This is a genomic window from Cupriavidus sp. R6-3, from assembly GCF_059772245.1.
Map to the genome: position 1 here is coordinate 1 of NZ_JCBAJO010000070.1, position 20819 is coordinate 20819.

Annotated in this window: 13 protein-coding genes and 2 pseudogenes; 9 read left to right on the forward strand and 6 right to left on the reverse strand. The window is 63.3% G+C overall.

Annotated elements, in window-relative coordinates; genetic code table 11:
- Positions 1 to 375: pseudogene (locus tag AC6EI8_RS13090) on the reverse strand (hypothetical protein); the annotation flags it as partial.
- 163 nt (positions 376 to 538) lie between these two features.
- On the opposite strand from AC6EI8_RS13090, the gene AC6EI8_RS13095 reads away from it, so the two are divergent.
- The 3 genes from AC6EI8_RS13095 (at position 539) to AC6EI8_RS13105 (ending at position 3502) form a co-directional block, all read left to right on the forward strand.
- Positions 539 to 1123 (forward strand): hypothetical protein, encoded by a 585-nt coding sequence (locus AC6EI8_RS13095; protein ID WP_498382118.1) that lies wholly within the window; start codon positions 539 to 541, stop codon positions 1121 to 1123.
- A gap of 44 nt (positions 1124 to 1167) precedes the next feature.
- A complete protein-coding gene (locus tag AC6EI8_RS13100) occupies positions 1168 to 2601 on the forward strand; it encodes an MFS transporter (protein WP_498382119.1) in 1434 nt (477 codons plus the stop codon).
- A 241-nt stretch (positions 2602 to 2842) separates the two neighbouring features.
- Positions 2843 to 3502: a LysE family transporter gene (locus AC6EI8_RS13105; protein ID WP_498382120.1), complete on the forward strand. Its 660-nt coding sequence runs from the start codon at positions 2843 to 2845 to the stop codon at positions 3500 to 3502.
- Between the two features lie 435 nt (positions 3503 to 3937).
- Here AC6EI8_RS13105 and AC6EI8_RS13110 read toward each other — a convergent pair.
- Positions 3938 to 4402: pseudogene (locus AC6EI8_RS13110) on the reverse strand (magnesium chelatase subunit ChlI family protein); the annotation flags it as partial.
- 475 nt (positions 4403 to 4877) lie between these two features.
- Here AC6EI8_RS13110 and AC6EI8_RS13115 point away from each other — a divergent pair.
- The 6 genes from AC6EI8_RS13115 (at position 4878) to AC6EI8_RS13140 (ending at position 15063) form a co-directional block, all read left to right on the forward strand.
- Complete coding sequence (locus AC6EI8_RS13115; RefSeq protein WP_265633177.1) at positions 4878 to 6638, forward strand: hypothetical protein; 1761 nt, start codon at positions 4878 to 4880, stop codon at positions 6636 to 6638.
- Between the two features lie 383 nt (positions 6639 to 7021).
- Entirely contained in the window at positions 7022 to 8626 is a 1605-nt protein-coding gene (locus AC6EI8_RS13120; protein ID WP_422649376.1) for a site-specific integrase, read from the forward strand.
- A gap of 484 nt (positions 8627 to 9110) precedes the next feature.
- Positions 9111 to 10484, forward strand: coding sequence for a tyrosine-type recombinase/integrase (locus AC6EI8_RS13125; RefSeq protein ID WP_498382121.1), 1374 nt, complete (start codon positions 9111 to 9113; stop codon positions 10482 to 10484).
- A gap of 109 nt (positions 10485 to 10593) precedes the next feature.
- Entirely contained in the window at positions 10594 to 10836 is a 243-nt protein-coding gene (locus AC6EI8_RS13130; RefSeq protein ID WP_422649374.1) for an AbrB/MazE/SpoVT family DNA-binding domain-containing protein, read from the forward strand.
- A gap of 1107 nt (positions 10837 to 11943) precedes the next feature.
- Positions 11944 to 14379 carry a heavy metal translocating P-type ATPase gene (locus tag AC6EI8_RS13135; protein WP_498382122.1) on the forward strand — a complete coding sequence of 812 codons (2436 nt, stop codon included), beginning with the start codon at positions 11944 to 11946 and terminating at the stop codon, positions 14377 to 14379.
- A gap of 357 nt (positions 14380 to 14736) precedes the next feature.
- Positions 14737 to 15063 (forward strand): four-helix bundle copper-binding protein, encoded by a 327-nt coding sequence (locus tag AC6EI8_RS13140; RefSeq protein ID WP_422649372.1) that lies wholly within the window; start codon positions 14737 to 14739, stop codon positions 15061 to 15063.
- A 61-nt stretch (positions 15064 to 15124) separates the two neighbouring features.
- Here the strand turns inward: AC6EI8_RS13140 and AC6EI8_RS13145 are convergent, their stop codons facing one another.
- The 4 genes from AC6EI8_RS13145 to AC6EI8_RS13160 form a co-directional block, all read right to left on the reverse strand.
- Positions 15125 to 15466 (reverse strand): copper-binding protein, encoded by a 342-nt coding sequence (locus AC6EI8_RS13145; RefSeq protein ID WP_149316103.1) that lies wholly within the window; start codon positions 15464 to 15466, stop codon positions 15125 to 15127.
- The gene (locus AC6EI8_RS13150) at positions 15463 to 18633 is read right to left on the reverse strand and encodes an efflux RND transporter permease subunit (RefSeq protein ID WP_498382123.1); all 3171 of its coding nucleotides are present in this window, start codon (positions 18631 to 18633) and stop codon (positions 15463 to 15465) included. Before AC6EI8_RS13150 ends, AC6EI8_RS13145 begins: the two co-directional genes overlap by 4 nt.
- A complete protein-coding gene (locus tag AC6EI8_RS13155) occupies positions 18630 to 20183 on the reverse strand; it encodes an efflux RND transporter periplasmic adaptor subunit (RefSeq protein ID WP_498382124.1) in 1554 nt (517 codons plus the stop codon). Before AC6EI8_RS13155 ends, AC6EI8_RS13150 begins: the two co-directional genes overlap by 4 nt.
- Positions 20180 to 20819: TolC family protein (locus AC6EI8_RS13160; protein ID WP_498382125.1), on the reverse strand; the 640-nt coding region annotated here is incomplete at its 5' end. The genes AC6EI8_RS13160 and AC6EI8_RS13155, both read right to left, overlap by 4 nt.

Here is a 20819-nt window from a genome sequence, read left to right on the forward strand (position 1 = left end):
GGCGGTGGCCTGCGGGCCCAGGTAGTTGCGCCGTACCGCTTCGCAATAGCCGCAGTTCGGCAGCGTCACCAGCACCACCAGCGGTTCGCCGCGCAGGCTGGCCGAGCGCGTCTCCGCCGCCAGGTCGGCGACAGCCGGCAGGTGCGCGGGGCTGGCCGCCTGGACCGATGGCGCGGCAAGGGCGAGCGACAGGCCGGCGACGGGCAGGGTGACCAACGGGGCGACGAGCAGCGCGGCCGATAGCGCGGCAGATCGCGCGACCGATAGCGCGGCAGATCGCGTGGCAGATCGCGAGGCCGTCAGGGCAGCCGTCAGGGCAGCCGACAGGGCGGCCGGCAGCGCCAGGGCGGCGCCCCGGAGCCATGCCGAACCCATGCGGCGACCTCCGAAGTCCAAAACCATAATGAAATATCGAGATCAGAAAGACACTGCGTCAGTGCCTGATCCCCGATAATAGCGGCTTGGCCGCACCCCTGCCGGTGCGGCGCTTCGTTCCCTTTATCGGCCGTCTTCTTCCACCCGTCGTTCAGGCTTCCCGATGTCTCGCCTTTCGTTCCTCCGCCGGCCGGCCCGGTATTGCGCCGGCCTGGCGGTGGCCGCGCTGCTCGCCTGCTCGCCGCGCTACGACTGGCGGACCATCCAGTCCAACGAGGGCGGCTATGCCGCGCTCTATCCCGGCAAGCCGACCAGCGCCGCGCGCGATGTCGCGATCGCCGGCCGCAAGCTGCCGATGACGATGGAGGCGGCACGCGTCGACGAGACGCTGTTCGCGGTCGGCGTGGTCAGCCTGCCCAGCGACGACGCCGCGCTGGGCGCGGAGGCGCTGTCGGCGATGCAGTCCGGCCTGCTGGCCAATCTGGGCAACGCGCCGACCGAGCCGGTGCAGACGCGCGCGGTCACGGTGATGTCGTCGGCCCAGCCGCCGGTGGCGCTGCAGGGCATCGAGATCCGCGTGGCCGGCGTGTCGCCGCAGGACAAGGCGCCGCGCCGGTTGACCGCGCGGCTGGTCGCCAGGGGGACCAAGGTCTACCAGGCCGTCGTGCTCGAGGCCGGCGATGCCGCGCGCGACCACCGCCAGGCCGAGCAGGTCGAGCAGTTCCTGGCCGGCTTCCACCCGTTTTGATGCGTCCCCGTGCCGGCTCGCGCAGCAACCGCATCGGACTGTCCATGCGGCCGTCCTCGCTGCTGCGGCGTAGCGAGGGCGCGCTGGTGTTCGCCTGCTTCGCCGCGGCCTATGTGCTGTCGTACGCGCTGCGCACCATCAACGCGGTGATCGCGCCCGAGCTGATCGCCGACATGCGGCTGTCGAACGCCGACCTGGGTCTGCTGTCGTCGGCCTATTTCCTCGCCTTCGCGGCGATGCAGCTGCCTGTCGGCCAGTGGCTGGACCGGCGCGGCGTGCGGCGCGTCGAAACCGTGCTGCTGCTGATCGCCGCGGCGGGCGCGCTGGTGTTCGCGCTGGCGGGCTCGGCGGCGACCTTGTGGCTGGGGCGGGCGTTGATCGGCGCCGGCGTTTCGGCCTGCCTGATGGCGTCCTACACCGCCTATCGCCGCTGGTTTCCGACCGCGCGGCAAAGCCAGCTGTCGGTCTGGATGCTGGTCGCCGGCAGCGGCGGCGCGCTGATGACGACGCTGCCGGTGCAGGCGGTGCTGCCGTGGCTGGGCTGGCGCGGCGTGTTCCTGGTGATGGCGGGCCTGCTGCTGGTGTCGGCGCTGGCGCTGTATCGGGGGCTGGCGCGGGTCGAGCGGCGCAGTGCGCGGCTGGCGCGCGGGGCGGAGCGGAGGAGTGCGCTCGCCGATCCTGTCGATATCGCGGCCGATATCGCTACTGCTAGCGCGACCGTTAGTGCAACTGGCAGCGGGGCAGGAAGCGCGACGGACGGCATGACGGACGGCGCGACGAATAGCTTGGGCAGCCCGACGAACGGCGTGGATCGCGCGACCGCCGCTGCGCAGGTCCCGGCGGCCACGATGGCCGGCGGTTATCGGGCGCTGCTGCGCCACCCGGCCTTCGTTCGCGTGCTGCCCTTCGGCCTGCTGAACCAGGCCGGCTTCATGGCGGTGCAGACGCTGTGGGTCGGTCCCTGGCTGGTCGACGTGCTCGGCTTCGGGCCGGACCGCACCGCGCAAATCCTGTTCCTGTTCAATATCGCGCTGCTGGCCGGCTATCTGCTGCTGGGCTGGCTGGCGCCGCGGCGCGCGCGCGATCCGGTCGAGTCGGCGCGGCTGGTGATGGTTGGCGCCGGGCTGACGCTGGTGCTGCAGGCGGCGATCGTCGCCTGGACCGCGCCGGCGGCGTGGCTGCTGTGGCCGCTGCTGGCGATGTGCGCGAGCACGCTGTCGCTGATCCTGAGCACGCTGAGCCTGTCGTTTCCGGCGGCGGTCGCCGGGCGCGCCAATACCACCTACAACCTGCTGGTGTTCGGCGGCAGCTTCCTGATCCAGTGGGGGCTAGGGGTCGCGATCGATCTGTTCCGCGACGCCGGGCTGCCGCAGGCCGACGCGTTCCGCGCGGCGCTTGGCGGACTGCTGGGGCTGCAGCTCGTCGGCTATCTCTGGTATGCGCTGGTGCCGCGGCTGTGGCAGCGGGTGGCGGGTTGAACGCCACCGGGGTTTGGAACGATCCGGGGGGCTGAAAAGGTCCGGGGGTTTGGATACGTCCGCGGAAACGTCCGGGGATCTGAAAAGGTCCGGGGTTTGGATACGTCCGCGGATTGGAAAGGTCCGGGGATTGGAAAAGTCCGCGGATTGGAGAAGTCCGGGGAATGGAAGGTCCCAGGGTCCGGCAAGGTTCCGGGGTTGAAAAGGTTCGAGCTTAGGCAAAAACAAGAAGGAGCAAATCATGCGTTGGGAAATCTGGCTCGCCTATTTCGCGGCCTGCTGGGCGATCGCCGTCTCGCCGGGCTCGGGGGCCGTGCTGTCGATGAGCCACGGGCTGTCCTATGGACTGCGCAGGACCACCACGACGATTCTCGGCCTGCAGACCGGGCTGCTGATCGTGCTGCTGGTCGCCGGCGGCGGGCTGGGCGCGCTGCTGATTGCATCCGAGCATGCGTTCGCGGCGGTCAAGACGGTCGGCGCGCTGTACCTGATTTATCTGGGCGTGCAGCAGTGGCGGGCGCGGGTCGAGCAGGAGCCGAGCGATGCAAATGGCGAGGGCAAGTCCCAGTGCGGCATCCGCGTGGCCGCGATGAGTCCGCGCCGGCGTTTCGCCACCGGCCTGCTGACCAATGTCACCAATCCCAAGGGCATCGTCTTCATGGTCGCGGTGCTGCCGCAGTTCATCGACGCCGGGCGGCCCCTGGCGCCGCAGCTGGCGATCCTGGCCGTGACGATGTGCGCGGTCGACCTGATCGTGATGCACGGCTACGCGCTGCTGGCCTCGCGCATGCAGGGGCTGTTTCGCGACGCGCGCGCGATGCGCTGGCAGAACCGCGTGTTCGGCAGCGTGCTGATGGCGGTCGGCGCCGCGCTGTTCTTCGTGCGGCGGCAGCCGGGCTGAGCGCGATCGGACCGGACCGGACAGGACCACGCTGGCTGGCGATCCCCCCGCCGGTTTGCTTCAATGGTGGTTACCCGCCCCTTGGAGCCGACCGATGCCGCGCCGCGCCGACCACACCGTTCCGCCGATAGAAGACCCGCCGCCGCCCGGCGTGCCGCCCGATCATCCGCCGATCGAGGAGGAGCCGGAACCGCCGGGCGAGCCGCCCGAAGCCCGCCGTCCGGCTTGATTAACGGCCTGCACCGCTACCGCGCCCGGTTTGCTCCCCGCGCGCACTGGTGGGAAAGGGGCGGGGGAGAGGGCAGGGGCGATTGAACGGCCGGCACCGTCGGTGTGGCGAGCGCCGTTCCCCTCCTCCAACCCTTCCCGCCAGCGGAAGAAGTGACGCGGAGCGATAAGCCGATCAGCCGATCAGCCGATGAACGCAGCGCATCGCTAAACCGGCCGCAACACCCGCCGATACTGCACCGCCTCGGCCGCATGCGCCGCGCCGATGGTGTCGGCGCCGCCCAGATCCGCGATGGTCCGCGCGACCTTCAGCACGCGAAAGTACGAGCGCGCCGACCAGCCCAGGCGCGCCATCGCCGCGCGCAACAGCCCCTGCGCCTGCTCGTCCAGCGGGCAATGCCGGTCGATCTCCTCCCCCGCCAGTTCTCCATTGGGTTTGCCCTGCCGCTCGAGCTGCCGCGCCCGGGCCGCCAGCACGCGCACGCGGATCGCCGCGCTGTCCTCGCCGGGCGGGCCGTCCAGCGTCTCCTGCTGGCTTTGCGCCGGCACCTCGATCTGCAGGTCGAGGCGGTCCAGCAGCGGCCCGGACAATCGCGCCTGGTAGCGCAGCACCTGGTCGGGCGTGCAGCGGCAGGCCGGATGTCCCTGGTAGCCGCACGGACAGGGGTTCATCTATCTCTTTTGTGACAAAAATTGGTTGAGGTAGTTAGGTCTAGGTTCCAATAATGGGCCCATACCAAGGGAAAGGGGCAGACGTGTGGGCAAAGTGGATAGCAGGGCAGGTAGAAGGGATACAGGTCATAGGGACGACGCCCCAGCGGATGTCGTTGACCTCGAGGAGGGATACCTAACGATTGCCAATGCGGCCAAGGAGTCTGGCAGGACCGTCGTTGATTTCACCGGCTTCGCGGCATGGCTGACTGCAGAATCTCGAGTAATCGCGTGGCGCGCTCTTCGGCGGTTTTCAGCCCGCTATTCGACTGCGACACAGACGTACGCCGTGCGCGCCGTACTCGAGTTGTGGCGAGAAGAAGTGAGCCGTCACGGCGCGCAAGCGCCAGGGCCAGGCCGGTGCCCAGACGACCTGGTACTGGAGCTGGCACGGCTACGGGAAGCTCTCTATCGTCAAGGCATAGGTGCCGGGAACATGGTGGCGACCGTAAGCTTCAAGTGGGGCTGCTTTCTGCAATTCTTGAAAGATGCCAGAGCCGTTGGCTTCCTACCAAAATTCAATCTGCACGCGAGCGCACTACGCCCCTTGCCACAGCGGTTTGTCCGATCCAGCAGAGAGGCGGCCGCGCAATATCCGGATCAGCATCACGGCCGGATTCCCCGGACCTTAAACTTCAAGAAAGATTCTTACAACGAAGAACTCTTGGAGCCCATCTCCATCAGTGCCGCGGACGATCAGTATCTTAAGGACTATGAGCATCGTCTCAGGCAGGCGATCCAAGTTTTCAAGCAGTGCGCTCTCCGCGAGTTCTCGGCGTTCGAGAGGGCCAGAAACGATGGGCATGCGTTGATCCGAGGCGGCGATTATGGCCGGCTGAAAACGCTCTTGGAGACAAGGACGGGACCGCAAAAATATGTGGATCCTATCTGCGGGAAGCATCTGTTCCGGCCAGAGGGAGGGCATCCAAATTCGCTAGAACACCTCCTACTGGTCGTTCATCACGAAATGGGCGGAATTCCGCGGCCGTACGCCCAGTATGTCCTCCGGGATGGGAAGCAGTCCGCGCGCACAGTGCCTGGGACTCCGCCGCATTGGCGGTTCGTTCAGCTGTCTGGCAAGAACACGCTGCTACCGCATTTAGGCCTGATGAGCAGCGGCATTGCCGCCGTGTGTTTTGTCTTGCTCCTTCTCGAGCATCCGAACATCAACGTAACCTCGCTCGCTCGAGCTACCGTATTTGACGACCAGGGCAGGATGAGTTTGTTACTTGATGCCACTGAGGACGATGGATCTGCAACAAGACTCGTTTTGCAAAAACCACGCGCAGGTACAGAGCGTGCTGTGCTTCTTACTCCCCTGTCGAGACGCGTTATCAAGTGTGTTATCCAATGTACCGAAGTCCTTCGTAAGGAGCTTCGAAAAAATGGTAAAGCGCGCGCTGCCAATCGTCTGTGGCTCGGCGTCAATACCCTTACTTACGATGTAATTGATATTTCGGAAAAGACGCTCTCCACTGCGTTCAGAGGACAGCGAGGCGAAAGAGACTGGGGGAAGTCAAGCAACCAATCTCGCAGAACTCCCTTCGTAGAGCGGCATCCCGAACTCGAGCGATGGCGGGAGTGTGCCACTCTGAAGGCTCTAAGGGTGAGCGTTGGTGTCCTGGAATATCTTCAGTCCGGAGGTGACTTGGTCGCGGCTGCTCGTGCATTCGGCCATCGAAACATCAGAACCACGATCGCACACTACATTCCAGAGGCACTTCGTCTAGCAATTCACGAAAGACAGATCCGTCGCCACCAAAATATCCTCATTACTTCAGCAGTATCCGACAGTGATTCTTTACTGAAGATGACCGACTTTCGCACTCTGGAAGAATTGCATCTGTTCCTCAATTCTGGCATTCCTGATGCATATCGACAGAACGATGCAATGGCCGCGTTTGTATCGAGCCCGTCGGAAGCCGACGCAAGCATTCCGCCTCTTGTTCTTTGCAAAGATGTGCGCGCGCTTGCCGTCCTGGTGCTATATCGCGAGCATTTGCGCGGCATTCCGGAGGCGACGCTAGAGCAACCTGACGTGCTAACCAATATGACACCAAGATTCTGGTGTGAGTTCATGGACTCTCTGAAGGCGCCATTGCCAACGGTCTTTCAGGAGGTCAGATCGTTGATACAGAGCGCAGAGGTATTGGCCTCAGAACTAAGCGAACAAATTCGCTTTCCAAGGCTCCAATGACATCCCTCCCCCAGGATCTCGAAGACTTTTTCGCCGCTGCAGCGATTGCCGCAAATAGCGAACGGCGGCCTCACTGGTTGCACAGCGCTCTTGCGGATCCAGTGTGGAAAGTAGCAAGCAGCGCGCGAGCTCGCAAGGTAAATGGTGTATGGAGGAATCTGACGGAGTTGCGTTGGGATCTTAGACTGCCGACGGGAAGACTGTCTGACGCAACACATCGAATACTGTTGGAGGACGGCAAAGCGCTACTGCTTTCTGCCTTCACTGGACCAGAGTCGCTTCCGCCGAGTCGGCTTGCGGCCTTTCATCACCGCTTAATCAGCACGCTTGAATTCTTGGCGGTACAGCACTATGAGGCGGCAATCCGGTCTGGAGTACGGGCAATGAGCTGGGATGTTTGCAGGGAGTATGTCGTTCAGTTCAAGGAAGGAGGCGTCTCGGCTACCGCTGGGATGAACGCTCGCTGGGAGGCTTTCATGGTCAATCTAATGAAGGATGATCGTTTAGCGTGCGGTCGACCCTCGCAAGCGCAAGATTCCCTCAGGGCAGCAAAGGACGCCTTGGCCCGCATCGGCTTTTATGATCGCCACGGGCGTTTGATTGCCGCCAAGGTAGCGGAAGCCGTTTCCACCTCGCCACGGCGATACGCTCGATTGATCGCCTTTCGGACGTATCTTGAAAGATACCAACTCCGTGATGAAGCGAAGGGGTCGAGCCCCAAGTGGCGCGCCGTGGATCAAGAGTATTGGAATACCGACGGCGTAGTGGCGTGGGTCCTCCGATGTGGAATAGCGGCCCGCTCCACGCATTTGCAAGATTGGGAGCTGTGCGACGTCGCTGCCGTACGGGAACACCTGACGTTCTTGAAAGTAAGCAGTCGGACACGAACGAAAACCATCCCACCGAGTGTGGCAAAGCAGCTGGTAAGTGGATGCGTCGATTGGTTGATGTGTCATGGGGAAGCGCTGACGTGCTTTGTCGAACATCTTTTAGACCACATGTCGTCCGTGCCACCGTCCTCGAACTCCGCCGTTGCTCGGATGGAAGCGGCGTTCGCATCCATACCACTGCCAACGGGCTTGAAAGATTTGAACGTGGACGGTGTTTGGCGTACCGGACGGTTTGGGTGGCATGACCAGTACGCAAACGGTGACGCCCTTACTGTGTGCGACCTGCTCGATATTCACACTGCCGTTTGCTTCGCTGTGATAGCTCTTTTCACCTGCTCAAGAAAGAGCGAGGTGCTTGAGCTGGAGGATGATGACGTGTGGCAGCGCGCCGGCAGATGGCACGTAGAGGTTGCACTTCGCAAAACAGGCCGACAAGGGATGCGACGCCACGTGTCAAAGCCAGCTCCTCCGTTAGTAGGCGCGGCTGTGAATTCCCTCGTTCGCATCCGACGTGCTCTCCTGGCAGTAGCATCGATCGACGACACACTATTGGCACGTCGGCTGTTTTTTTCGGTGGTGCGAACGGAGCGGCTAATCGACACGCTGGTGCCAGCTTCGATATATAGCAAGCTCGCTCTCTTATCCGGTTGGTTGGATCTTCGAGACCACAACGGAAAACGATGGCATATCCGTCCTCATCAGCTGAGGCGACTTTTCGCCATGAGTTTTTTCCACTTTGGCGGACTGGAGAACTCTCTTCCAGCGCTTTCTTGGATGATGGGACATGAGGAGATGTACCGGACATGGACCTACATCCAAGAAGACCTCACCGGCTCTGAAATTTCTTCCGTGGAGGCGTCGCTGGCCGCCAATGCAGTTCGAAGCGACGATGACAGGCTCGCCCTCGAGCAGCTTCGTAACTTGTTGCGAAGGCACTTTGGAGTAAGCGATTTGGCGGTCCTCGATGAGAGCGAACTACACGACTATCTCGAGCTCCTACAGTCGCAAGGCGTATATACGGCTCGGCCAGGTCAAATCAGAACCTCCGAAGGTGTTCGATATACGGTTTTCATCCACCTAAAACGCGAGGAGCTATGATGCCGCGGCTACGTGCAGGGCAAACAGCGGAAAGCGTCAGATCACTCGCGGAGAAAAATCGTTTCAGTGCGCTCGCTCGACTAGAGCAACTTGAATCGTTCCTCCAGGGGGACCATCGGAATGCCGAGCACTTCCGAAGTTTCGAGCGGCTGTCGGCTTGGCATGATCCCCAATTAGGTATCTACCGCATGACCCCAAAAACTCTACGTGGGCATATCAATCATTGCTTCGAGGGAGGGCAAGATCGACTTCTTTCTCTGCTACCAGGGGCGCGCAATCGAGCGAAGACCACCGGGCACGCACCGCATGGCAAGCAATCGGCATCTGATCGGGCCGGGGCAGTCATGGAAATGACGGGACGTTACCTCGATTTGCTGGAGCGATTGAAGCGTCTCGCGAGCACATCCGACACAGCGGCCCAAGAATTAAAGCATCACTTGAGACTGCACGGCGCCTCTAAGCCACAGCTGCATCTGGTGAAGTGATGTCAAAACTGTGGGAGTTGACCGATCCGACATTCCGTCTTCGGCAGCATGGTGGCAGCGGGCCATCAAGCTTCTTGTCCGCGGGCAAGATTGCAGCGGTGTATTGGCCCAGCGGCTTATCTTGCTGGCCGGTCAACGCCTACTTGATCGCTCTGCTGCGAGCGAACAGCGCGCCGTCGTCAGTGGCGACGTACGCTGCACAGCTGTCTCATCTGGTCAGATTTGTGGCGAAGTTAAATATTGAGTTCGAACAACTGACCGATGATCGCCTATTGGAGCTAGCGGGGTGGCTGCGTGAACGCCCCTCGTCAAAGACTAGTTCTCGGCAAGTCAATCGGATCATCCTGCGTGTAATCGACTTCCTTCTGTGGTTCCAACAGCGGTTGGTACTGGAACGTCCGATCATTGGGGAGGATGGCGATGGCGCGGCAATTACGATTGAATTCAAGTCCACGCGGGTCCGTGGGCGACTTGTCCAGCGTCGATCTCATCCCGCTGTTGGGCCACCGAACGTTGCAAGAGTCGTGCGTCCGATTTCGTCCAACAACATCGCAACCTTGATGGCCCAAGCTTCATCGATGCCAACGTCGTCGTTCGTGCGTGCCAGAGATCTTGCCATGTTGAAGCTGCTGATGGATAGTGGCATTCGCCGCCAGGAACTGGTTTGGGTTACTGTCGCGGCGCTGAGGGCCGCTCGTGAAAACGGCGGGAGGCTGGATATTCGATCTGCAAAGCGACGGGGCAATCCGACACGCCAAGTCGTGGTACCGCTGGACACAATTGCGGCGGTGAACAGGTTCATAGATATCCAGCGCGCTTTGCTCTTTGATCGCCGCCGGACGCTAAAGCGCGGATCTGACGATGCCGGCTGGGCGTTTTGTTCGGTATCCGGAGAACAGTTGGCTCCAGTCACAGTCACGCAGACGATAGGCCGCCTACGACGGAGCGCGGGTATCAAGGAGCGCGCCACAGCACACATGTTTCGCCATCGGTGGATAACACTGCAGGTGGCAAAGAGGCTAGATAGTGTTCGATCTGACGTTCCTCTCGGGCTCGATGCCCTAACGACGATTCTTAGTCGACTGGCCAGCATGACAGGCCATTCCAGCATCAACAGCCTATGGACGTACGTGGATTGGGCATTCGATGAAATCGAGCGGGCGAGTAGTGCAACTCAAACACCGGGTGAAGAGATCGTGGCGGCGCTCGAAGAGTTGGCCAGCGAGTTGAAGCGGCAAGGAGTGCGGGACGAGACGCTACGCGCCCTGAATAGGATCCGGATGAAGCTATCCGCTCACGCCACTGGTCCAACGAAGATGAGCGTGAGCGCGCACTCTATGCGCGAAACTGGGGGCACGCTAGCGCGCTCGTAAGCCGCCGCGACTACAGGACCCATGGGTTCTGAGCTGCTGTTAGAAGAGCGTCAATAACTTCGACGACGTCCAACGTCGTGTCGACATGCTATGTCAAGAGAGCGTCCAAATGCGCATGGTGATTAAGAAATGGGGCAATAGCGCGTCGGTCCGCATCCCGGCCGCGATCATGGAAGCAGCCAAATTGAGCGTGGATGCGGTTGTTGATGTGCGCGAGGAAAACGGTCGGATAGTGATCGAACCGCTGCCGGATGCGGAATCTGAACTAGATGTCCTTATCGCCGGCATCACAGCGGAAAACCTCCACGAGGAAGTTGACTTTGGCCCGCGAGTCGGCAAGGAGCTTCTCTAATGGCGGCGGCCGAGAAGTCGCGGCGAGCTTAAGCAGACGGGCCGTCATGCACGCGAACCGCCCTCTCCGCCCAAACTCAATATTCGGATGAAGCCCGCGCGCTTGTCTCGGCCACCGCGCAAGGCAGCGCTTGGGAATGGTTCCCCAGCCCGTAATCTCGGCTTGTTCGATAACAACCGGATCCTGATTCATGGCCCCTTTCTTCATTTCAATTAGTACTCGGGGACTATATCCAGCCCGAACGGATCGGCTAGGTGGGGAAACCATGCACTCCGCCCCTCTGCGCCCCGCGCTGTGCGTGGGGTGACCGTGATCACCTTACGGCTCGGCAGACAGCGTACGCCGAATGGACCCGCGGGGCGGTCGACGGTAGAGCCGGCCAAGATACTAGCCCGAGTCCATTAGCGCAGGCCAACCCGCGAGCCGGCGGCTTTGGCAACTGACAACCAGCCGACTCAGGTTGCGCCAGAGTGGTTTCATGGGGACGCCGTGGTGCTGCGCCGTTTCCTCGATCGCTAGCACCAGAAGCGATAGGGGAGCCTCGTCCAGCAAGTAACCAAGGTGTGCACACCACGGATCCGACGTTTCGCCGGTAAGCAGCATGGCGCGTAGTACATCGGTGGGAAGCCGTCCCCGATAGCTCACGCTGGACGTTCGCGCCGCCATGTCAACCCATGGCCGTGACGCCAGCGGTTGTAGCGTGCTGACGTCTAATCCCAATACGCGCAAGATCGAAAGTGAATCATCTGCGGCGCCGGCGCTGGCCAGATACACCGCCTGGGCAAGGGAGAGTTGCAAGACCGACAGGCGCCCTTCGATAGCCTGGCGTTGGAGGCGGGCGCGCTCGGTATCGGACTCTGCCAAGCGCGGTTGTGGTCGGTCAGTGGCTGACGGTTCTCGAGGCATGGTGGCAAAGGTTCAGTGTTGCCCAAGGGCTCTCGCATTTTCCCGGAGTCTCCAACACTGCGAGCGTATATCAGGAGGATTGACCTTCCCACAGTGGGAAGGTGCATCCTATTCCACTATGTGGCTACCGCGGGCCTGCCGCAAGCTATGCGCCGAGGCGCGGTTTTCATCTCGAAGCGTGAATTGCGAAGGAGAGGGAGTATGGAGAGTAGCAATCACCAGCATCGGAGCGGAGATGCCCATAAGGATACCCGTGCGAAGAGGGGCGGCGCGGTCTTAGACCAGCATCATGCGCATGCCGATCATGCATCACCACATCACCATCCGCATCAGCACGGCGCCGTATCGTTTGGCAGCAGCGCAACGAGCGCCAAGGACCCCGTCTGCGGCATGTCAGTCAGTACGGCCTCTTCATTTCGCGCAGAGCACGAGGACATCGCCTATTACTTCTGCAGCCAGTCCTGCCAGAGCAAGTTCTTGGCGGAGCCAGCGAAGTACGTCGCGCCGCAGGTCGCCCACACCGAGCAAGCCCCGCCCGGCACGATCTTTACCTGCCCGATGCATCCCGAGATCCGCCAAGATCATCCCGGCAACTGTCCGAAGTGCGGCATGGCGCTGGAGCCGCTGCTGCCGGCACTGGACGACCGGGAGAACCCCGAGCTCATCGATTTTCGCCGGCGGTTTTGGTGGACGTTGCCGTTGACAGTGGTGACCTTTGTCCTGGCAATGTTCGGGCATCGGCTGGGTTGGTTTCCGGCATCCACGCAAAGCTGGATGGAACTGGTCGTCGCGACTCCCGTGGTGCTCTGGGCAGGCTGGCCGTTCTTCGAGCGCTGCGTCCAGTCGTTCATCAACCGCAGCCCCAACATGTGGACGCTCATAGGACTTGGTACGGGCGCCGCCTACCTCTACAGCGTGATCGCCACCGTGGTCCCGCAGGTGTTCCCGTCGACCTTTGCGGAACATGGCCGCATTGGCGTCTACTTCGAGGCGGCGGCCGTCATTATCTCCCTGACCTTGATGGGACAGTTGCTGGAGCTCAAAGCGCGCTCACAGACATCCGCGGCCATCAAATCGTTGCTTGGGCTGGCGCCAAAGACCGCTCGCCGCATCCGGGAAGACGGAACCGAAGAAGACGTGCCGCTGACGCATGTACATGTCGGCGACCTGCTTCGCGTGCGACCCGGCGAGAAAGTGCCGGTGGACGGCGTGGTAACGGAAGGCGCGAGCTCGCTGGACGAGTCCATGATCACCGGGGAGCCAATCCCGGTCACCAAGCGGGTCGGCGACAAGGTCATCGGGGCCACGATGAATACCAGTGGCAGTCTGGTCATCCGCTCCGAGAAGGTCGGAACTCAAACCGTCCTCGCGCAGATCGTTCAGATGGTGGCGCAGGCGCAGCGCTCCCGCGCACCGATGCAGCGGATGGCCGATAAGGTGTCGGGTGTTTTCGTTCTGGCCGTCATCGCGATTGCGCTGCTCACCTTCGCGGCATGGGGCGTGTTTGGACCCGAGCCGAGCTGGGTCTATGGCCTAATCAATGCCGTTGCCGTGCTGATCATTGCATGCCCGTGCGCGCTCGGACTGGCCACCCCGATGTCGATCATGGTGGCAAGCGGCAAGGGCGCTTCGAGCGGCGTGCTGTTCCGCGACGCGGCGGCCATCGAAAATCTGCGCAAGGTCGATACGTTGATCGTCGACAAGACCGGAACGCTGACTCAGGGGAAGCCGAAGTTCGATCGCGCCATCGCATCGGACGGCTTTGTCGAGGAAGAGGTGCTACGTCTTGCCGCCAGCCTGGACCAAGGCAGCGAGCATCCACTGGCAATGACGATCGTGGAGGCGGCGCGCGAGAGCGGCCTGACCCTGGAGAAGGCCGAAGCATTCGATTCGGAAAGCGGTATCGGCGTGCGAGGGATGGTGGCTGGCAGGAAGCTGGCGCTGGGCAACACCGCGCTGATGGAGGCCGAAGGCATTGCAACCCAAGCGCTGGCCAGCGACGCTGATGCGTTGCGCGCTCAGGGTGCCAGCGTGATGTATCTCGCCGTGGATGGCGCATTGGCGGGCATCCTTGCCGTCTCGGATCCCATCAAGGAAACCACGCCACAGGCGCTGGCGCAGCTCAAGGAGGACGGGGTTCGCGTCATCATGGCAACCGGCGATGGCGTAAAGACCGCCAACGCGGTTGCCACCAGGCTGGGTATCGAGGAGGCACACGGCGAGGTCAAGCCCGCGGACAAGCTCGCATTGGTCTCTCGCCTGCAAGAGCAAGGCCGGGTGGTGGCGATGGCAGGCGACGGCATCAACGATGCGCCGGCCTTGGCAAAGGCCGACGTAGGCATCGCGATGGGGACCGGTACCGATGTCGCGATGAACAGCGCGCAGGTGACGCTGGTCAAGGGCGACCTGGTCGGCATTGCACGGGCGCGACTGCTGTCGGAAGCGACCATCCGCAACATGAAGCAGAACCTTGGCTTCGCTTTCGTCTACAACGCATTGGGCGTTCCGCTGGCGGCCGGCATTCTGTATGGCTCCACCGGCTTGCTGCTGTCGCCGATGATCGCGGCGCTGGCGATGAGCCTGAGCTCTGCTTCGGTCGTATTCAATGCCCTGAGGTTACGCCAAGCGAAGGTGTAATCGATTCAAACACTACGGGGTCCGGCTCGCTAGCGCGCATCAGCCGTGCGTCGTCGCTTGCATGTTTTCCACTGTCCTTGTAACCGTGGACCGCTCTTGAGGTAGGCCCGGATCGAGCGCATGCGGTGGCGGCCGGGTGCCAGATGACGGCGTCATGACGAGCCGGTTAACCGACCAGCGCAGTAGTTGCGAACGCGCACGTTGCTGCCCCAGGAAGTCCGCCATGACGAGCCCCTCACCGCCATACGATTGCCATCCGGTCGAATAGCGCGAGGCGGCGTTCACGGCTGGCCTGGCCTTTGCTCCGGTGGAGTCGGCGCCTGACATTCGGCGTCGCCCGACTTAAGGAGTATTGCCATGCCACATGAAAGATTCAATGCGTGTATTGAGGCTTGCAACGCCTGTGCCGTCGCGTGCGACCATTGCGCGGCGTCGTGCCTGCAAGAGTCGAATGTGCAGCAAATGGCCGACTGCATACGGCTTGACCTGGATTGCGCACAGGTCTGCCGCCTGGCTGCGGCAGTAATGTCAAGAGGCAGCCAGTTCGCCAGGGACGTCTGCCAGCTTTGCGCTCGCTTCTGTGAAGCGTGCGCAGCGGAATGTGCAAAGCACGCGGCGCAGCATTGCCAGGACTGCGCGAAGGCGTGTCAGCGCTGCGCGGAGGCCTGTCGCGCCATGGCCTGATCGCGACGGGTGTGGTGAACGCACGCGATGAGAATCGATCGATCGCGTGCGCCACAGTTTCCTACTTGCGCTGCATATCCAGAACGGCTGGCGAACCATCGATCTTGCCGAAGGTTACCGAAACGGCATCGCCCTCCTTGAAGCGGCTCAGGGACGCGCGGTCCTTGACCGGAAATGCCATCGTCATGGCGGGCATGCCGAGGTTCTCGATCGGACCATGCTTGAGCGTGACCTTGCCGGCCTGGGCATCGATCTTCCTGATTTCCGCCGGAACGGGACGGGCAGCCTGGCTGGAAGCCGAGGGCGCCTTCATGTCCTTGCCCTCCATTGCGCCGGCCGCGAAGGCGATGGGCGCGGCGGCAAGAGCGAGGACGGCAGCGAGGGTCTTGATGGATGATGTCATTGCGATTCCTTCTGAAGTGAGGGGGTGGCGGAAGGGGTAGCGTGTGCGGCCTGGCGTCGGCGCAGCAGCAGGTACACCGCCGGCACGACGAACATCGACAGCAATGGGGCGGTCACCATGCCGCCGACCATCGGCGCGGCAATGCGCTGCATCACCTCGGAGCCGGTGCCATGCGACCCCATGATGGGAATCAGGCCGGCCAGAATGACCGCGACCGTCATGGCTTTCGGGCGCACGCGCAGCACGGCGCCTTGCTGGATGGCGTCGAGCAGGGAGTGGACATCGGACTGGCCCGCTTCCAACCGCTCGTTCCACGCATGCTTGAGATAGAGCAGCATGATGACGCCGAACTCCGCCGCGACGCCGGCCAGCGCGATGAAGCCGACAATCCCTGCCACGGACAGGTTGTAGCCCAGCAGGTAGAGCAGCCAGAACCCCCCGATCAGCGCCAGCGGCAGCGTTCCCATGATCAGCATCGCTTCGTCGAGGCGCCCGAATACCACGTACAGCAGCACGAAGATGATCAGCAGCGTGAACGGCACCACCACCTTGAGCTTGGCGCTGGCGCGCTCGAGGTATTCGAACTGCCCGGACCAACTGACCGAATAGCCCGCAGGCATCGGTACCGCCTCGGCCACCGCGGATTGCATGGCCTGCACGGCGGAGCGCAGGTCCCGTCCCCGGATATCGACGTAAATCCAGCCCGACAGGCGCGCATTTTCGCTGCGGAGCATGGGCGGGCCCTGCACCAGTTGAATGCGTGCAACGTCGGACAGCGTGATCTGCAGACCCTTGTCTGTCACGATCGGCAGGCGGCGCAATTGCTCGATCGAGTCGCGATAGTCGCGGGGATACCGCACGTTGATGGGGAAGCGCGCCAAGCCATCGACCACCTCGCCGACGTTCTCGCCGCCGATGGCCGAGGACACGATGCTCTGCACGTCGGCGATATTGAGGCCATAACGGCCAGCGGCCACGCGGTTGATATCGACGTCGATATAGCGGCCGCCGGTCAGCCGCTCGGCCAGCGCGGACGTAACACCCGGCACCGTCTTGACCGCCGCCTCGATGCGCATGGCAAGCCGGTCGATCTCCTGCAGGTCGGTGCCGGCGACCTTGATGCCGACCGGGCTCTTGATCCCTGTGGCCAGCATGTCGATCCGGTTGCGAATCGGCGGGACCCAGATATTCGACAAGCCGGGCACCTTGACGACCCGATCCAGCTCCTCGACCAGCTTCTCGGTGGTCATGCCGGGGCGCCATTGGTCGCGCGGCTTGAACTGGATCGTTGTCTCGAACATCTCGATCGGCGCGGGGTCCGTCGCCGTATCGGCCCGGCCTGCTTTGCCGAACACGGTCGCCACCTCCGGCACGGTCTTGATCAGCCTGTCCGTCTGCTGCAACAGTTGGGCCGCCTTGCCGGCGGACAGCCCCGGCAGGGCGGACGGCATGTACAGCAGGTCCCCTTCGTCGAGCGGCGGCATGAATTCGCCGCCGATCCGCATGATCGGCCAGGCGGTGGCCACCAGCAGGGTCGCGGCGATGGCCAGCGTGGTCTTGGGGTAGGTCAACACCCTGGTCAAGGCTGGCCGGTAGGCGCGGATCAGCCACCGATTGAGCGGGTTGGCCTGTTCCGATGGAATCCGGCCGCGGATCATGTAGCCCATCAGGACCGGCACCAGCGTCACCGACAGTCCCGCCGCCGCCGCCATGGAGTAGGTCTTGGTGAACGCCAATGGCGAGAACAGGCGTCCTTCCTGCGCCTCCAGTGCGAATACCGGAACGAACGACAGCGTGATGATCAGCAGCGAGAAGAACAGCGCCGGCCCCACCTCGGCGGCCGATTGCCCAATGATCTGCCAGCGCTCACCAGCTGACGGTTCCCGCCCGCCATTGTCCGCATGCCAGCGTTCCAGGTGCTTGTGCGCGTTCTCGATCATGACGACCGCCGCATCGACCATGGCGCCGATCGCGATGGCGATGCCGCCGAGCGACATGATGTTGGCGTTCACGCCCTGGTAGCGCATCACCAGGAAGGCGGCCAGCACGCCAAGCGGCAGCGATACGATCGCCACCAGCGCCGAGCGCAGATGGAACAGGAATGCCAGGCACACCAGCGCGACCACGACAAACTCCTCGATCAGTTTCGTGGTCAGGTTGTCGACCGCGCGCTTGATCAGGCTGGAGCGGTCATAAGTCGTCACGACCTCGACGCCGGCGGGCAGACTCTGTTGCAGCGTTGCGAGTTTGGTCTTGACCGAGTCGATGGTCTCGAGCGCGTTCTTGCCCGAGCGAAGCACGATGATGCCGCCCGCGACTTCGCCCTGGCCGTCGAGTTCGGCGATGCCGCGCCGCATCTCCGGGCCCAGCTGGATGGTGGCGACGTCGCCCAACCGCACCGGAATGCCGGTGTCGCTGGTGACCAGCGGAATCTGCCGGAAGTCCTCCAGCGTCTTCAGATAGCCCGACGCGCGCACCATGTATTCGGCCTCGCCCAGTTCCAGCACCGAGCCGCCGGTTTCCTGGTTGGCCCCCTTGAGCGCCGCCAGCACCTTCGATTGCGATAGCCCGTAAGCGCGCAGCCGATCCGGCATCAGGACCACCTGGTATTGCTTGACCATGCCGCCTAGCGAGGCGACCTCCGCGACGTTGGGCAACGACTTGAGTTCGAAGCGCAGGAACCAGTCCTGCAAGGCGCGCAGCTGGCTCAGGTCGTGCTGCCCCGTCCTGTCGACCAGCGCATACTCGTAGATCCAGCCCACGCCGGTCGCATCGGGGCCGAGCACAGGCTTGGCCGCGGCGGGCAGACGCGATTGCGCCTGGTTCAGGTATTCGAGCACCCGCGAGCGCGCCCAGTAGAGGTCGGTGCCATCCTCGAACAGCACGTAGACATAGGAATCGCCGAAGAAGGAATAGCCCCGCACCGTCCTTGCGCCCGGCACCGACAGCATGGTGGTGGTCAGTGGATAGGTGACCTGATTCTCGACGATCTGCGGCGCCTGGCCGGGGAACGGCGTGCGGATGATCACTTGCACATCGGAAAGGTCCGGCAAGGCATCGAGCGGCGTACCTTTGACCGCCCACAGTCCCCACGCGGTCAGCATCACGGTCGCCAGCAACACCAGGAAGCGATTCCGGATGGAGGCAAGGATGAGCCGGGCGATCATGGCTTGCCCCCGGGCGCCGTTGCCGCCGGTTCGACCGAAGACAGGACTGCCACCCCGTCGCTGTTGAGGTGGAAGCGGAAGCGGATGCGGTCGCCGGGCTTGAGCGCTCGCGGCAGCCCGGCCGGCGGAGCCGCAAAGTCCATCGTCATGGCGCCCCACTGCGCCGACGGAATCGGACCGTGGGAGATCGTCAAACCTTCGGCGGTCACCGCCTCGATGCGTCCGACGCCTTCATGCTCGGGGCGCGGCGCGGCTGGCGCTGCAGGCGCCGAGGCTCCGGGCGCAGCGGCCATGCGCTGTGCGGTGCCGCGCAGGCTGGCTTCGGAGTCGATCAGGAACTGCCCGGACACGACGACGTTCTGGCCAGCCTTCAGCCCTTCGATGACCTCGGTCTGTCCGCCCGCCGTCGCGCCAATCCTCACCTCGACGGGGCTGAATCCGCCTTGCTCGGTCTGTACCATGACGACGGTGCGCGTGCCCGTACGAATCAACGCCTCGCTCGGTACCAGTAGCCGATCCGGGCCCGGGGCTGGCGCAAAGCGAACGGACACGAACATGCCGGGCAGCAATTGCCGGCCCTTGTTGTTCAACTCGATGCGAACCCTGGCCGTACGCGTTGCCGTGCTGACATCGGGCAGGATGGCATCGACCTTGCCGTCCAGTGTCTGCCCGGGCAGCGCTGCCGCGACGGCCGTGACCGATTGTCCGGGCCGCAACGGGGCAGCCTGGCTTTCCGGTACTTCGGCGATCACCCAAACGGTCGCGAGACTGGCGATCCGAAACAGGGTCATGCCGGGCGACAGGGTCATGCCATCGCGCGCGCCGATTTCGGTCAGAACGCCATCGATCGAGCTTGTGATGGCCAGGCGCGGCTGCAGCTTGCCGCTCTTCTGCACCAGCCGTATGTGGCTCTCGCTCATGCCGACCTGCCGCATGCGCGCGATGGCGGCCTCCCGCAGATCGTGCTGCAGGCCGGCGCTCATGCGGCTGACAGCGAGGTATTCCTCCTGTGCGGCCACCCATTCAGGCGCGTAGATCAACGCCAGCGCCTGACCCTTGCTGACCGGGTCGAGCGTGGTCCTGGCATAGGTTCGCTCAACGAAGCCGGTGGTACGCGCTTGCAGTACCTCGATGTCGCGCTCGTTGATCGCGACATTGCCCGGCACCTCGAGCGTGGGTTCGAGTCGTCCCGTCTTGACCTGCGTGGTGCGAATGCCAAGGTTCTGCAAGACGCGGCTGTTGATGGTGACGGCGGCGTCGCCGCCCGCATCCTCATGGACGGGCGACAACGGCATGTCCATGAAGGGAGACTTGCCCGGCTTGTCGAAGCGCTGGCCCGGCACCATCGGATCGTGCCAATAGAGGATGCGCTTGCCTGTCTTCGGGTCGATATCCCCGGCCTTCAGTTCGGATCCGGCCGACGCGCCAATGGACGGTGGGGCGGCCGGCGTGATGTTGCGCCCATGCTGTTGGCCCAGGTAATAAGCCGTGCCTACGCTGGCGGCGACGATCAGGCCAGCCGCTGCGCGACCGATCGCGGTCCTGTTCATTGCCATCCCCCATGAAGGCCCGTTGCACTCGCCGGCCCCTGCGCGGCGGTCGGCAGCGGCAGCAGAAAGGCGAGCTCCGTCCACAGGCGCGCGGTGGCGGCCTCCATTTGAAGGTGCTCCAACGAGATGTCCAGCGCCTTGCGGTTCGCGTCCGCCACCGCGGTCAACGTTCCGGCGCCGGTACGATAGGCGGTCAGTGCTGCATCGATGCGAGCCTTGGCCAGCGGCAGGGTCGTGTCGACATAGCGCGCCAGGCGGGATTGATTGAGCTGCCATTGCGCCTGCTTGCCGCGGACCTGGCCGAGCACGCCTCTGCGTATCGACTCGGCCTGTGCCCGCACCGCCTCGGCTTGCGCCAGCTTCGCCGCCAGTTCGCGGTCTTGACGATGCTTCCGGTCCCACGGCAAGGGGAGGGAGACATTGACGGACACCATATTGGAATACGCGGGACCCCGCTGGCTGTACATCAACTCCACGCTGACGTCCGGCACCTTGTTCTCGCTTGCGATCCGGCTGTCGGCTTCGGCGACGCCGACCTGCGCCTGGGCGGCGGCCACGTCCGGCAGTCGCATCACGGTATCGGCGTCCAAATTGCCCAGCCAGGTGGGCAACTCAAGGGCGGGGGGCTCGGCAAGC